This window comes from Microbulbifer donghaiensis (assembly GCF_900129095.1).
GTDB classification, from domain to species: Bacteria; Pseudomonadota; Gammaproteobacteria; order Pseudomonadales; family Cellvibrionaceae; genus Microbulbifer; species Microbulbifer donghaiensis.
In genome coordinates, this window is the sequence record NZ_FQVA01000001.1 from 1,600,887 (window position 1) to 1,615,867 (window position 14,981).

At 59.4% G+C, this 14,981-nt stretch carries 5 protein-coding genes; all 5 read right to left on the minus strand.

All coding sequences use genetic code 11. The features are described 5' to 3' along the window. Positions 1–181: 181 nt before the first annotated feature. A complete protein-coding gene (locus BUC36_RS06765) occupies positions 182–11,179 on the minus strand; it encodes a DUF11 domain-containing protein (protein WP_159435993.1) in 10,998 nt (3,665 codons plus the stop codon). Between the two features lie 374 nt (positions 11,180–11,553). Beyond that, positions 11,554–12,930, minus strand: a complete 1,377-nt coding sequence (locus BUC36_RS06775; protein WP_084535669.1) for an AgmX/PglI C-terminal domain-containing protein — start codon at positions 12,928–12,930, stop codon at positions 11,554–11,556. Between the two features lie 9 nt (positions 12,931–12,939). Continuing rightward, positions 12,940–13,479 carry an ExbD/TolR family protein gene (locus BUC36_RS06780; protein WP_234994907.1) on the minus strand — a complete coding sequence of 180 codons (540 nt, stop codon included), beginning with the start codon at positions 13,477–13,479 and terminating at the stop codon, positions 12,940–12,942. Then, positions 13,476–14,072: an ExbD/TolR family protein gene (locus tag BUC36_RS06785; protein WP_073273006.1), complete on the minus strand. Its 597-nt coding sequence runs from the start codon at positions 14,070–14,072 to the stop codon at positions 13,476–13,478. The genes BUC36_RS06780 and BUC36_RS06785 overlap by 4 nt, the downstream gene beginning before the upstream one ends. Beyond that, positions 14,072–14,845, minus strand: coding sequence for a MotA/TolQ/ExbB proton channel family protein (locus tag BUC36_RS06790; RefSeq protein WP_073273008.1), 774 nt, complete (start codon positions 14,843–14,845; stop codon positions 14,072–14,074). The genes BUC36_RS06785 and BUC36_RS06790 overlap by 1 nt, the downstream gene beginning before the upstream one ends. Positions 14,846–14,981: the final 136 nt, after the last annotated feature.

The following is a 14,981-nucleotide window of genomic DNA, read 5'->3' on the forward strand; positions in this document are numbered from 1 at the left end:
GCGGCGACCGGTCCGATTTTGGGAAATTATTTTCCGGCTAGCCGGCTACACGCCCTAAGCCGGAATCAGCCGAACATCGCTTGCGGGGAAGGATTGCGGCAATGACGAGCCGCTCCATCGGCCCGGGCGACGCGCCACATCCATGTTACTCGCCCGCTTCGCGGGCGAGTAACAGAGGAAATTATTCCAACCTTCCGTTATTCGGCGGCGCGCCACGCCGCCAGAAGACTTCGGTTTCGATGGTCAGTTCGTAATCGCCGTAGTTGCGCGCCCATTCGTCGGCAATCTGCGCCTTGATGCTCTCCAAACGCTCCTCTACCAGGTCCGCCTCCTCGTTTTCCGCCAGATAGGAGAGACGCAGCACGGACGGTGCTTCCTGCAGTTTTTCCAGCAGCAGCTCGGTGCGCGAGTGCCACTGCGGGCGCAACTCGGTAGTACCGGGCTCGAATACCGCTTCAGCCATGTCCAGGCGCACGACGCGGTGCAGGCTGGTGCCGAAGTTGAACTTGAGCATCTTGCCTCGCGTCGCGCGCAGTACCCGCGGGTTTTCCGTCGTCAGACGGTAACCGCTCGGCAGGCTGCGGTCGTCGAGCTTCAGCACAAAATTTGAACCGCGATCCTGGTTCGGCACCACCGCACAGGTGATATGGAAACGGCCGTGGGCATCGGTGGTGGCATTGAGACCGGTGGCGGTCACCACCCGCGCCCCCGGTACGCCGCCTTCACCGGCATCCTGGTAGCCGTTCATGTTCTTATCGTCGTACACCTTGCCGATCACATCGGTACAGTCGAAGGTCGGGTCGGGTATCACGCGCACCGTCGCCGATGCCTCGCCGGAGGCGACCTGGCCGGACAGCTGGTTGAACATGCGCGCGCGGTTCACGTACTTGCCTTCGCCGACACCGGAACCGACCACCAGCAAGAGTTTCACCTCGCGGGTCTGGTCCGCTTCCACGCGCAGGTCCGGCCATCCCAACTGCAGCCCATCCACCTGCGGCTCTATCGCCTCGCCGTCGAGGCGTGCGGAACCGGCCACGTATTTGAAACCGGCAGGGAAGAAGTCCACCAGACGCAGATCCGTCAGCGGTACCGGCAGGGTATTGCCGAACGTAATGGTGTAAGGCACCAGCTGGCTGCGGGTCACGTTCAACAGCGCCGCGGTCTTCGTGATCGACAGGGCGCCGTCCAGCTGCGGATCCACGGCAATGTGGTTGTTGAACAGCTGGCTCTCACCGGGGATACGGTTGTCGTCCAGCGTCAGGCGCAGATAGTAGTCGGTCAGCTCATCACGCGCGTCCACATCCAGCGGCGGCGGCAGTTCGGATAGCTGCGCCTCACAGTGATCCGGCGTACCCGGTAGCCTATCCGCTGTACTGCCGAGACACGCGGCAACATCGAAGCCCGCGGTATCCTCATCGGTCTGCGGCGGAATGATGGCCGATTCGCCGGCGACGTAATTGTCACCCGGTATCTGCACCCGGATCAGGTAATCCTGATTGGCCGGACAGGCGGCATCGGCGAAGTTGATGTCGAATTTGTAATAACCGCCGGCCTGGGTGACCTGACTCTGCTGTTTCGGATCATCGAAACAGCGGTCCGGCAACACCTGCTCGGTGCTGGCGCGCAACATGGTTACAGTGGCGCCGCTGATCGGCTGGCGCAGCACTGAATCGTAGATCACACCGTTCGGCGTGATCGGCAGGTTCAGGTTCTGCGGATTCGCACCGGAGCCGACATAAATCTCGCTGATGGTCTGCGGACCATTGGTAAAGTCGGAACTGGTGATACCGAGTGACGCGGTGTTGGCACCGGCATCCGGCGCGATGTACTTCAGCTCGTAGCTGGCGCCGCCGGCTGTCGTGCTCGAGAAGTAATTCGGCACCAGGCCGTCAAACTGGAAGTAGCCGTTGTCATCGCTCTGTACGGTTTCCAGTAACGCGTTATTGAAGTACAGCTCTACGGTCCAGTTCAGCAGCAGGCGCTCATCGCTGTCCAACTGCTCGTTGAAGTTCACATCGTGCCAGAGATAACCGTTCAGGTTGGCGATGCCCGGGGTACCGCCCACATCGATGGCGACACTGGCCTGATTGCTCGCCGGGGGATCATTCCACTGTACTTCCGCCGTGTTCAGCACGCGGTAGCCGATCTCCAGGTTTTCGGACAGCTTGGCCTGGAAACGCAGCGTGGCGGTGTCACCGGGCTGCAGCTCGCCGTAAACCGCGGCGAAGTCCGCGGCGATCACCGAGCCATCGACACTGATGCCACCGGCCAGGCCGTTCAGCAGTGCGAAATCGGCGACGTAAGTGAGCACCCCCTCACCGGCAACCAGCAGATCGTCGGTAATGGTGACGTAGGTGGCAGGCACCGCGCTGATATTGGTGACCTTCACCAGGTACTCGAGCACTGCACCGGCCTCGGCAGCACCGCCACCGACAACGGCCACTTCCTTAGTGATCGACAGCTGCTGCACATCACCCACTACCACTTCGGTGGGCTGGGCGCCGTTAGACGGATTGCCGTCGGCATCGGTCAGGGTCAGCGGCAATTCCACGCTGTAGACACTGCCCTGGTTGCTGATCACCGTGCCGGTCGGTGTGCCGGCATTGACCGTTACATCGAAGGTCACGGTGGCTGTCCGCGCGGAAGTGACAACACCCTCATCGGCGCCGGGCATTGGCGGCGTCAGGTCGTCGGAGGAGATCGGCAGGCCGGCGTCCAGTCGCGAAGTGCCGCCGCCATTATCCGCCACGGCAAACCCGTTCAGCGTCGTGCTGTTGGCGACATAGGTGGTGTTGGCCGGCACCTGGTCGGTCAGCGCCACGCGCGTCGCGTCCACGCCGCCCATATTGGCAACGGCGATGGTATAGCGCAGCACATCGCCCGGATCGACAATGCCCGCAGACATATTGTCGATGACGATTTCCACGGTCTTGTGCGCGATCAGTAGCGGCACGTCGCCGACGATATCCACGGTCGGATCATTCGGCGCATCGGTAGCCGGATCGTCGGAGGGCACTTCGTCGAGCGCACCGCTGCCGGCACCGTTACCATTTACAAAGCCCTGGTTGGAAATGATGGTGCCGTCGTTGACATCGTTGATGGTCACATCAAAGGTCACGACGACCGCCGCCGCCCCGGCAGCCGCCACACCGACAAAGCCTTCCGCTTCGCCGGGCGAATTGATGGCCATACCGGCAGCCAGCGGCGCGCCGCCATTGACATCGCCAATCGCGTTGCCGTTGAGTGTGGTGGAGCCGGCCACGTAGGTGGTATTGGCCGGCACCTGGTCGCGCAGCACGGCATCGACCATATTTTCATTGCCGGTATTTTCCACACGCAGGGTGTAGCGCAGGGTATCGCCGACCATCAGCAGGTCCGCATCGCCGGTGATATCCGCGGAGGTTTTTTCCACGACCAGCTGCGGAGCAGAATTAATCAACGACTGTGTCGGATCTTCGTCACCGACCACCTGCGGATCATCGGCACCGTTGACATTGGGATCGTCACTGACAAACTCCGGCATGCCCGGTGGCAGCAACCGGGCCTGATTCAGTACCACGGTGCCGCTGTCGATGACTGCCGCCAGCGTGGCCTCGAACTCGATGACGAAATAGTCCGCAGCTCCTCCACTGGCCTCCAGACTTAAATTGGCCACCTGCAAGTTTCCGCTACCCTTGGCACCGCCGCTGGCATCGGTGGCGCTGCTGTCGCTGCCGGCCGGTGCGGTAATCAGGGCGAGCGATCCGGGCACAAACAGCGGTGCGGCATTCAGCGCGTCCAGTTCGTCAGCGATCTCGATATCGCTCACGTCCAGGTCACTGAGGTTGCGCACCAAGATGCTGTAGCGCAGCCGGTCTCCGGGCGAGGCATCGCTGCCCGGGTCCTGCCCTGTGGTGACATTTACCACGGTTTTGCGGAACTCGAACGACGGCACCTGGGCGGTAATGGTGAAGATATCCTCGTGGTCGGGTAGCGAGGGCGTACCGTCGCTCAGCGCGCGCGCGTAGGCGCGCACCTGGTCAGAGGAGTCCATCGCGAGGCTGTGCCACAGGGTCGCCCCGGCGATATTCGACAGGCCAGTGCCATTTTCGGTATCGGTATCCAGCCAGGCGTCGTAGCCGATCACCAGGTGATGATCCGGCGGGATCACCGCGTTGGCGCCACTGGTGGTGACAGAAAAAACACAGCTGGCCGGATCGAAGGTGACCGCGAAATCCGCCCCCGCATTGAGCGCCTGCAAGACCGCACCGCCACCATCCACGATTTGCGCGCTGGTGATTTGCGGCTGGGTTTCACACATGCCGCCCTGGGCCGTGTTCGGCAGCAGATCGGAAATGGTGATATCCCAGGCTTCGCCGTTGCCGGTATTATGGATATCCAGGGTAAAACTGCCGGGCATGCCGGACTGCAGTGTGCCGCCGGCCGGCCCCTCCTTGTCCATCACCAGTTGCGGCTCGACGATGGTGAAGTCCACTGCGTTACCGCCGCCAGCAACGGGGCTGCCGCCCTCGAGATAGGTGTAATCGGCACGGTTGCTGATCACCGTGCCGTCCGTTGCGCTGGGCGCATCCGCGACGCGCGCGACAATTTCGATCACCGCAGAAGTGCCGGCGGTGACAACGCCCACATCGAAGGTCAGCGTATTGGCACCGATGACCGGCGTGACAGCCACTCCGTCCAGGGTGGCGCTTTCGAACAATACACTGTCCCCGAGGCCGTCGAGGGTGTCGGTGACGACGACACCGGCCAGGGAAGAAGAGGTCACCGGGCTGGATGGCACTGTGATTCGGTAGCGGATTTCCTCACCGACAGCCGCGGTGCCGTCGGCGGGCGCAAGCAGTTCCTTCAACAGCGGGTCCGCGCTGGCCGCGGTGGTCTGCATCTGGAACGGCAGCGGCAGTGAGACCGGCGCGTAGCGCTGGCCGCTGCTGTCGGGCAGCGACCAGTATTCATCCACGGTAAAGGAATTGGCCCAGCTTTCCGCGCTGCCCACGTCGCTGCGGAAACCGACATCGTAGTCGATATCCAGGCACTGGCCCGCCGCCAGGGGTGCGGCGAATGTGAACACCATGTCCTCACCGGGCGCGGCCGGTGCCGAGTATACGTAATCGCTGCCCTGCACCAGAGGTACTCCGCCGATACTTACCAGCGGCGCGCTGATCGAAGTCTCGTCGAACTGTGGCGCCAGGTCGTCAGTCAGGCGCAGGTTGTAAGCCGGCGCATCGCCGCTGTTACAGGCGTGCAGACGGAACTGCATGGTGTCATTCAGCAGATCCAGCACCGTATAGGGGTTGGTTTTGCCACTGCGCTCGGTTTTTTGCAGGCTGTCGATCAGCGGCTGGCGCAGTTCGATCAGTGCGTCGTCCTGAACGCTTTCAGAGCCGTAATTCAATATCGCGGTATTGGTCAGCTGCTGCGCCGTCGGCAGCTGGGCAATGCCGTTGTCCTCGGCAACCCGGGCGGTGTAGCGGATGATTAGCGGGGCGCTGTTGCTGAACTCCCGCTCGATATCCCCCAGCGTCCAGTTGACCGCATTCTCCTGCCCCTGGGCGGGCACTGCCGACGCGGGAATATCCGCGTAGTTGAATCCATTGCCCTGCTGGTAGGGCGCGCTGGTATCGCCGTTGATGCTGACAATCGAATCGAACACCATGCCCGGAGGCAAAGTATCCACGACCGACAGCCCCGGTGTGGTACCGGCCTGCAGCGTGAGGTTCAGAGTGTAAGTCACCGTGTCGCCGAGGCGCAGGGTGCCCACCGGCGTGTCCGCATCGCTGTCGGCGTACACGGACTTCTCGATCGCGGTATTGTCGTCGGTGACGATCACCGCCTCGGCAAAATCCGAGCAGTAATCGTTAGGCGCGGCGATCACCGGACAACCGTCACCGTGGCGCTCGAAGCCGGTGTCGATATCGTCCAGCGAGGTCCAGTCCACCCGCACGCGGTTGCTGATCGGGCTGCCGAATACGCCGCGTACTTCCGCGCGGTAAACCAGCACCAGCTCGCTGCCCCGCGGCAGATCGAGACTATTGTCACCGTTGTTTTTACCCCAGACCAGCGGCCCCAGCGGGGTGCCGGCGGGCGTGGGTTCAAAGCCACTCACATCGATACCACCGATCTGCGCTATGGGAACAAAGGCACTGTTGAATTGCAGCTCCGGGGGTAGCTCGTCGCGCAGGTTCAGGTCGAAAGCATCTGCCGTGGAGGCAGCGGAGTGGCGCACCGTGACGGTATATTCCAGTATATGTCCGCCAAGCGCCGGCTGGCCGGGGACGGATATATTGGTAACTACTTTTTCAATTTCCAGCTGCGGCTCCACCACGGTGACTGCAGCTACGGGAGGAGCGGCGAGATCCTGCTCGCTGTCGTCCTCGCCGTGGTCGTATGTCAGCGAAGCGCCGTTATTCAGCGATACGCCCTCCTGCACCGCAGCGACATTATTGACCCGGGCGAAGTACTTGATGCGGATGCGCGGGTTGAGCGGATTGCCGGCCGTATCGCTCGCCGTATCCACCTTGCCGATATTCCAGCTGATCACACCGGTCGCACCGGTGCCCTCGCCGGGGAAGCTGATAAAGTCAGATTCCGCCGGCGGCTGGGCGCTGTCGTTGATGCTGTCGATGCCGATAAATTCGTAGGTGATGTCGTAAGCACTGCTGTGGGTCAGCGCGTAGCTGGCACCGCCGGCGGCCAGGTTATCGGACACCACAACATTTTCGCTGATACCTTCCGGCAGCAGAATTTCCAGCTGGAACTGTTTGTGCGCGCCGATGGTGGGAATGACCGACGCATCCAGATCCGATTTTTGGAATTGCAGCGGCAGCACCGTGGACTGCGCCGAGGCGCTAGTTTCGTAGTTGTTGATCGGGTCGCCGGCATTGGGCAGGACGCCGATACGCATGCCGTCGTCCGCGCCATCGACACCGATATTGTTGCCGCTGTTGAGGGCGACATCGCGCCCCGGCAGTGACTGCCAGCGGGCCTGGATGGTGTTGTCCAGAATTTCCTGAGGCTCTACATCCTCGTCTACCCGTACCTGGAAGGTGAATGACTTCGTCTCGCCAGGAGCAATGGTGTAATCGGCGTTGGAACGGTTCCAACTGAAGATAGGTGCGTTCGCGCCGACAGTAGTCGTATCAATCGTGTTGGGCGGGTCCGTTCCCGCAACGCCGGAGGCTTGCAGGAAGGTCAATTTCTTGCCGCTAAGATCGTCCAAAACCTGTAGGTTGTAGGCATTAGCGGTGCCGATATTCTCGGCGGTGACGGTTACCGTGAGGATATCGTCCGCATCGCTGGTTGGAGCGGACATTGATTTGGTCAACTGAATCGCCGGCTCCCGTACGGTTACCTCGTGAGACTCGAACGGCACCACAACGGTATTGCCGAGCTCGTCGATATAGCTGACCTGGGCGGTGGTGTAGCTGCCCCCATTGCCGATTACATCGCCATCGTCAGTGTTCGCGCTGTTCTCGATACGGGCAATGAACTCTACCGGGAACTCGAACAGGCTGCCGGCTACCGTAGTCAGCTCCTGATCGCCAAAATTCCACTCGATATAGTCATTACTGCCGGTACTGGTGCAGGTCGGGGTAAAGGTTCCGCCCGGCGCAAAGCCCGCCGCATTGTAGGGGGCCGCATCCAGGTTAACCCCCTGGCCTTCGATACAGCGCATACCCGCCGGCAACTCATCGCGGATCACAAAGTTGCGCAGCTTGGCTGCGGGGATCTGCGCTGTGAGCCGGTAGCGGATTTCTTCGCCGACAACGACATTATCGCTGCCGGAACCACTGGCAGTGCCATTCGACAATGCCAACGCCTGCTTGGGTTCTGCCTGTACTTCGATGATCTGCATCTGTGCGGTGGCATCGGCAGACTGGTAGTGCCGGGCGCGACCGGCTGCGGGTGTGCCATCGCCGACACCATCGTTGTCTGCGTCGCTGTCGATGGAACGGTTCTTCGGAGCACCGCTGTCACCTTCCAGGCTGTCATAGCGGGCGAAGAAGGTATTAGTAAAGGTCTGCAGCGGCGCCACCGACTGATGCGGTTTCACGCGATAGTAAAGCGTCACTGACTGGCCAGGATCAATCCGCTCCAACGCCGTCGAGTGTTCGTAGGAGAAGGTCACGATGGCCGGAATACCGCCATCACTACAGTGAGTCGCCTCACTGTAGTCATTCGCTCCCGCAGTGATACCCACCCAACCGTCATCGCCGCTGCCAGTTTCCGGAGATCCATCGCCATCATTGTCCAGGCCATCAGACTGCAGCGGCTGTACACACATCTGGCCGGAAGGGTCCAATGTATCGGTGATGACCAAATCGTAAGCCGGTGCCCGGTCGACGCCGTTATCAGCGGTGCGGTTGGTCAGCGTCAGACGGAAAATGTAGGTCTGGTCCCGGTGCCCCTCGTTGGTGTCATCGACAAAATTGCTACAGGAAACACCGCTACCGTAGAGGTTTTCGTTACAGACCTGTTTTTCGACTTCGATAAACGGCTCGGTAACCGTCAGGTCCACGCGCCAGTCGGACTCTGGCGGATAACCCGGAATTCCCTGGGTCTCATCCACCTCGATGGTTTCGGTATCGAATACGGCAAAGAAGTGGCCGCGACCGTAGTCAGTACTTGCGCTGGCGTGCTGATTGGGGGCGGTATTGATCGTATCTACCGGGTCGTTCAGCAGGCGAGTGGTCATGTCCGTCAGTAACCAGCGGTCCCGATCAGAAATGGAATCGACTATATTCCACTCGAAGTCCGTCTCGCTGAATGCCGTATTCAGCCCGCCGAGCTCATTGACTGTGCCCGTTATATCCCGACAACTGGCGTCGGAGTCCGGATTCGGCAAGGTGGCAATCGCACAGGTCAGGCGGGTGTCATCGATATAGCCCTGGCCATCGGGGAGGTCATCGACGATCGACACATTGTTTACTTCGATCAGGTTAAAACCAGGGGTATCGAAGCCAAACCAGCCGCCGGCAAAGATTTCAAACTTGCAGTCCTCACCGATAATGATGTTGTCGTTCGGGAAGCCTGCCTCGTTCAGCTCTGAACACTGGCCGCTTTGCTGTTTCAGCAGGTTGAATCCGAGTACTTTTGCCCGCACTCCATCCAGCGTGTAGTTGTTGGCCAACTGCGGAGTTGGCGTGGTGCCGGCTGCGCCATTCAGGTCCGCCGGCTGCGGGAACGTCAACGGAGTTCCGTCGCTCAGGGTGATTTCGCCAATGACATCCGCGCGGAATGTCAGGTCATCATCAGTCGCACCGTGGTTGCGCTCTACCTGAAATACCAACGACTGCGTCTCGGTCCCGTTGGGAGATATGGTACCCAGTGCCGCCGAGGTACAGCGATACACCGTCGCAGAAGTCGGGATATAGCTGGGGCTGTTCCATACCGGATGGCCTGGCGGGTTGCCGGTCGCAGTACAGCCTGCGGCCGGCGTAACCACATTCATCGCCTCACCGAAACTCACGTAGACGAAGTAATCATTGGCATCGTGGCCACCATTATTCGTGATCTGCACGGTGAGAGGCGATGTGCCGCTATCGCGCACGATATACAGCGGATGACTCATACTGACATCGAGATCCTCCGGATCCGGTGTCACATTATCGAAGTGCTGTTGGGTTCGCGGACTGCCCGGCCCTGCGCTACAAAAATCCTCGTACTGTACGAAAAGCTGGTTTTGGCCCGACAACAAGGTATTGCTGTTCGGGTCACTGCCCGCCCCTGCGGACTCCTGCGGATCGTCCAGGTCGGCAATTTTATCGTAGAAGTCCGGTTCCACCGTCACGATACGAAATCGAACCCGGACCCTGTCGCCATGGCGGAGCATGTTTACCTGATCACCGTATATCGGGTGGGTTTCACCGCTGATCAGGCGCAAGGTTATTTCGGTGTTGTTGAGCGGATTGGAATCAAAAGCATCCCACTCCACCTGGTCCGCAAATCCCGCATAGTCCCCGTAAGCCGGGCTGGGATTGAGTACGCGCGGATCGTAAGTTGTGTCGACTACATATTCGGGGGGAAGAACATCCCGCAGCTCGATATTCTTGACTGAGCCACCAGTGCGATTGGATATAGTCAAGGTCACGAAGCCGGCGGAACCCAGCGGCTGACCGGTGTTTGTCCCGGTTATCGCGCGCTGAATTGTCAGATTACCCTGGGACAGTGCGCTCATCTGCGCGGTCGCAGAGAATGGGCCGGAGCCCGTAGATGTCTGGCTGACCCCACCCGCTCCATTTCCGGTAATCTCACAGCCCCACTGCAGGTCGGTCACCGTATTCACGCCGTTACTGCACGAGGTATTGACCTTACCGACAAAAAATATTGTCGTAGTGCCACCGGCCTCAACGTCGACGATGCCGGGACCACTGGCGAAGCCTCCCGTCAGGGCGAAATTGTTAACTGTGTTGTCAGCGGAGATACAACCACCTGTCGCAGCACCATCGTTATCGGCACTGGCCTGGGCAGCTGCCGCACTCGAGCATGCCCAGAGGATGTCCATATTGGGATCATCCATCAGCTCGTCGAGACGCACGTCCTGCATGTCTGCCAAGCCACTGTTGCCGATGCGCACCCGCCAGACGACGTCATCGTTAATGTTGCCGTAGACAGGGTCTGTCCAGTTTGTTTGGCCCGCATCGCGGTTCTGCCCATCCTTTTCCAGGGAAGGGAGCGGTTCTCGTAGAGGTAGCTGGTCGGTGTCCTCGTCAAAACCCGGCTGGGGAGGATCCGGGGTCACTGCGGTATCGACGCAGGTGTAGCTTGTACTTACTTCGATGCTGCGGGAAATAAGACTGGTCAGATTCTCTTCGGTACCAGACACACTGCGCACCGGCACGAAGATCCGCAGAATGTCCCCCTCGTTCAACTCTGCGAGGGAGGGGATGTCGCTGGAATCCCAGGAAAACGACTGGCCAGAGCCCTGAGTGGTGACCGTTTGCGGGAAGCCGCCGTTAAGTGCGGCTGTGACGCTCCCGGCAAGTTCCAGCTCGGGAAACAACGTCTCGGTGACGGTAATATCGCGAAGCGGATCACCAGACCCAGTACGCGTGGGGTTGCTGACCTGGATCTCGATCGTGCCGGTGCCGCAAAGCTCACAATAACTGTCACTGAGATCGTGACGGACAACTGACTCCTGACTGGGACAGTTGAGGGCGGCCTGCGCGCTTGCAACAGGCAACAGCCATCCACCGCCGGCGAGAACAAGGCCAACAAGCGCGCTCTTCCAAGACTTACGCCCAGTTACATCCGACATCATCGCCACTTTTCAGCCGCCCTATTCAATTGAAACTCCTGTACGCAGCGTCCACCGACACTGCGGCCGGACAGACACTCCTCGGCGGGCGAACTTTATTCAGATGGAGAATCAGCAGCCGTGAAGCAGGTCAAAATTAACGTTCTTGCGGGGAACTTTTTTTACGTTTGCAAAGTAGTTCTCAGGGAAAATCGAGGCAAACTCTAAATATTTAGGAAAAAATTTTAGAGCCCGCTAGCTGATGTCGATAGATAGGAACCGCCCCCTCCCGCATGCGGGAGAGGGCTTGTTTTGCCAGGCTAGCCAGCCGGCAGGAAGTCGATCGGGTAGAGGATGGTAATGGTCGGCACACCGGCTTTTGGGCCGAAGTTAAACCGTTTCACCCTCGCCACAATCTTGGCGTTCAGCGCCGGGGAATCCATATCGCTGGTTTCAACCTTGGCCATGGACACAGAACCATCGGGCTCGATGGTGATCTTCAGGACCATCTTGCCCTGCAACGCCGGGTTGTTGCGCAGCTCGCGGTTGTAGATGCGATAGAGCGCAGCCTTGTAGCGGTCGAAGACAATCTGGATTTCCTCGTCGGTGCGCGACGGCCCCGCTCCATCGCTGAGCGGCCTGTCCTCACCGGCAAAGTCACCTTCGCTGCCAATCGAACTCTCGACCCGGGAGAAGGCCACGCCCGAGAGCGCCGTGCCTGAACCACCGACATTGCGGCTGAGGCTGGCGGTATTGATGCCGCCACTGCCGGCTTTGGCCGCCGCGGTGATAAGCGAGCGCTGACTGCGGTTTTCCTTCTTGCCGGCGGTACTGAGCTGGGTCTGCTGGCCGAGGCGATTGTCCAGGTCGTCCTCGATGAGATCCTGGAAGTTGTCCTTGAAGGCCAACACGCCCGTGCGCTCCGCCTTCTTGCGCGCGTCCTTCTTCTCGGCCTTGGACGGTTTGGGATCCTGCTTGGCAACCTGTTGCTTGGGCTCGGGCTTCTTCTCGTCCTGCTTCGGCTTGGGTTTCTCCGGCTCCGGTGGCGGTTTCGGCTTGGTTTTCTTCTCGATTACCAGCTTGGCCAGGCGCTCGGGAATTTCAACAACCTCGTCCGCTTCCGGCTCGGGTATTTTCCACAGGGGCACCAAATAACCGAGCAGCAGGGCCACCAGCAACGACACCAGTACGCAGCGGCGGAAGCGGCGCTCATCCTCGCCCTGGGTGTGCCAGGGCATGGACATCGGACGGAAGTCCTGCTGTTCGAACTCTCGTGTTATTTCAAATTCGAACTGCGACTCTTCCTCCCGAAGGCGCAGCTGTTCTGCCCGCTCGTCTAACTCGAAAATTTCGTCGTTGCAGCTCTCGATCTTGTCGAGTACGCGACGACGGCGCTCCTGCAGCAGATCGAGGTTCGCGTTGTAGACACTGACAGTGTGCTGGATGCGCCGAATGACGACCTTGGAGGCATCTTCACGGTAGTCGTCGGCCCAGAACAGCTCCCCGGCCCCAACGTCTTCCAGCTTGCCAAGGCGCTCGGAAATTTCGTCGAGCAGCTGGTGCTTGGACTCATCCCTGCGCAGCTCATTCAACTTCTCGTCGATCAGACGCTGCTCACCTTCGAGCATGCGAATGCGCCGGTGAACCGCTTCCAGTTCGCCGCTGACCGCTTGCTGTTGTTGAAGAAAATTACTCACAGACTTCCATTAACCTTGCGATGCTTTCTGAATTACCGCCAGAGAGACCTTGGTGTATCCGGCATCCGTACAGCTGGACATCACTTTCTTCAGCAAACTGAACGGAATGGTTCGGTCTGCGAGAATATTCACTTCTGGTGGCAGTTGCTCAGGCGCTTCCTCTGCCTCTTCGGCGATCTCTTGCTGCTCGATCTGAGCGATAGTGATGGCCTTGTCCATCTCGAGGATCATGGCGTCTTTGATGGCCTGGATTATGGTTTCCTCGCTATTGATCACCTCTTCGGTGGCAATCACCGGTTTCGCCTCAACCAGAATTTCCCTGTCCGTCACCATCAGGGTCACGGTTTCCCGCGGTTTGGCCTCTACCACCGAGTCCGGCAGCGTAATGACCTTCGGCGGCTCCAGTGCCTCATTGCTGGACGTGTTGGTCAGCAGGAAGAACACCAGAATGGTGAATACATCCATTAGTGAGGTCAGGTTCATGCCGGAGGTTTTCTTGCGCTTATGGCTGCGGGCCATGCGCTTCATGCGTCGGCTTTCACGTTTCACGGCGCATCTCCTATGGAAATATCCGGGAAGAGTTCCACCCGCTCTACGGCTTCCGGATCATCGGGATCAGCATCTTCGACGCGCACTTCCGCGCCGCGCACCGCATCCATGACGCCAACCAGGTGCTCGTAGGCGATATTCGGCTCCATCAGCAGAATGGAATCGGTCTTGTCCGGATAACTGGCTTTCACCTGCAGCAAAAACTTACTCAATTTCTTCAGGTCGTAGACTTCTTCCGTTGGCAGTAGCGCCTGCCCTTCCTGTTCTGTGTTTTCGGCAGCGGCCTCAGCCGGCGTTGCCTGCGCGGCGCCCTCGCCTTCCGCGGCGGTATTCAGGTTAGGGAAGCGCGCGATCACTTTTTCCCCGTCACTGATTTCGAGGGTGTCTTTGCGCACTACCACTTCCACAGTGACCTTGGGATCATCCGGCGCACCACCACCGGCACCACTCGGCATATTCAGCTCAAGAATGGTCACCCGTGAAAACACTGCCGATACGAGCAGGAAAGGCACCAGCACCACCATCAGGTTCAGAAAGGCGGTAATATCCAGCTCCGGGGCTTCTTTGTTTCTCCCGTGGCGCCGACTTCTCATTACACTTTTTCCACTTGCTGTTCTTCGGTGACGGCGTCGACCTCATCACTTTCTGCGGATTCCTCGGCGCTTGCGTCGGTGGAGTTCTGCTCAGCAGAATTTTCAGCTTCAGCAGCGGGAGTATCGATCTCATGACGGCGACGGGTAGAAGTGGAAATCAGGTTCAGAGCCTTCACGGATACCATTTCCAGACTGTCGATAATTTCACCCGTCAGAGAGTTCAGCAGGGCGTGCACTACCAGCAGCGGAATACCGGTCATCAGGCCGAAGGCGGTGGTGTTCATCGCCACGGAGATACTGGCGGAGAGCAGATCCGCCTTTTCCGCCGGGTTGGCGTTGGCTACCGCGGTAAAGGCCTCGATCAGGCCCATGATGGTGCCGAGCAGGCCCAGCAGTGTGGCGATATTCGAGAATAGCGCCACGTACGGAGTGCGTTTCTCGAGCTGCGGAATAATTTCCATCATGCTCTCTTCCATCGCGATCTCAATGTCCTCGCGACGGCGTACGGTACCCTGACGGGCAAGACCCATTGACAGCAGCTTGCTTACGCTGGTGTTGTCCTGCTTTACCAGGTTGCGCGCGCGATCGAAATCACCCGACGCGAGTACCGGCTGCAGTTTGTCCCACATAGCGCGATTGGTGTGACGTTCATACACCAAACGGATATAGCGTTCTATCGCCACCGCGCTACCCAGCGCAGCAACCAGGAGAATGGGGTACATGAAGGTACCACCGGTCTGGAAGAACGCGATTACGCTGTTGAAAAAGTCCATTACAAACCCTCTTTAAATGTACCGCTGTAATTTTGTTGAATTATTTCTGCTTGTTTGGTGGACACGCTTCACTTTGCCCACCCTAATAAATTTCTTTTAGGAGCCTGCTTGCAGGCGAACATCCGGGGGCCTTTTC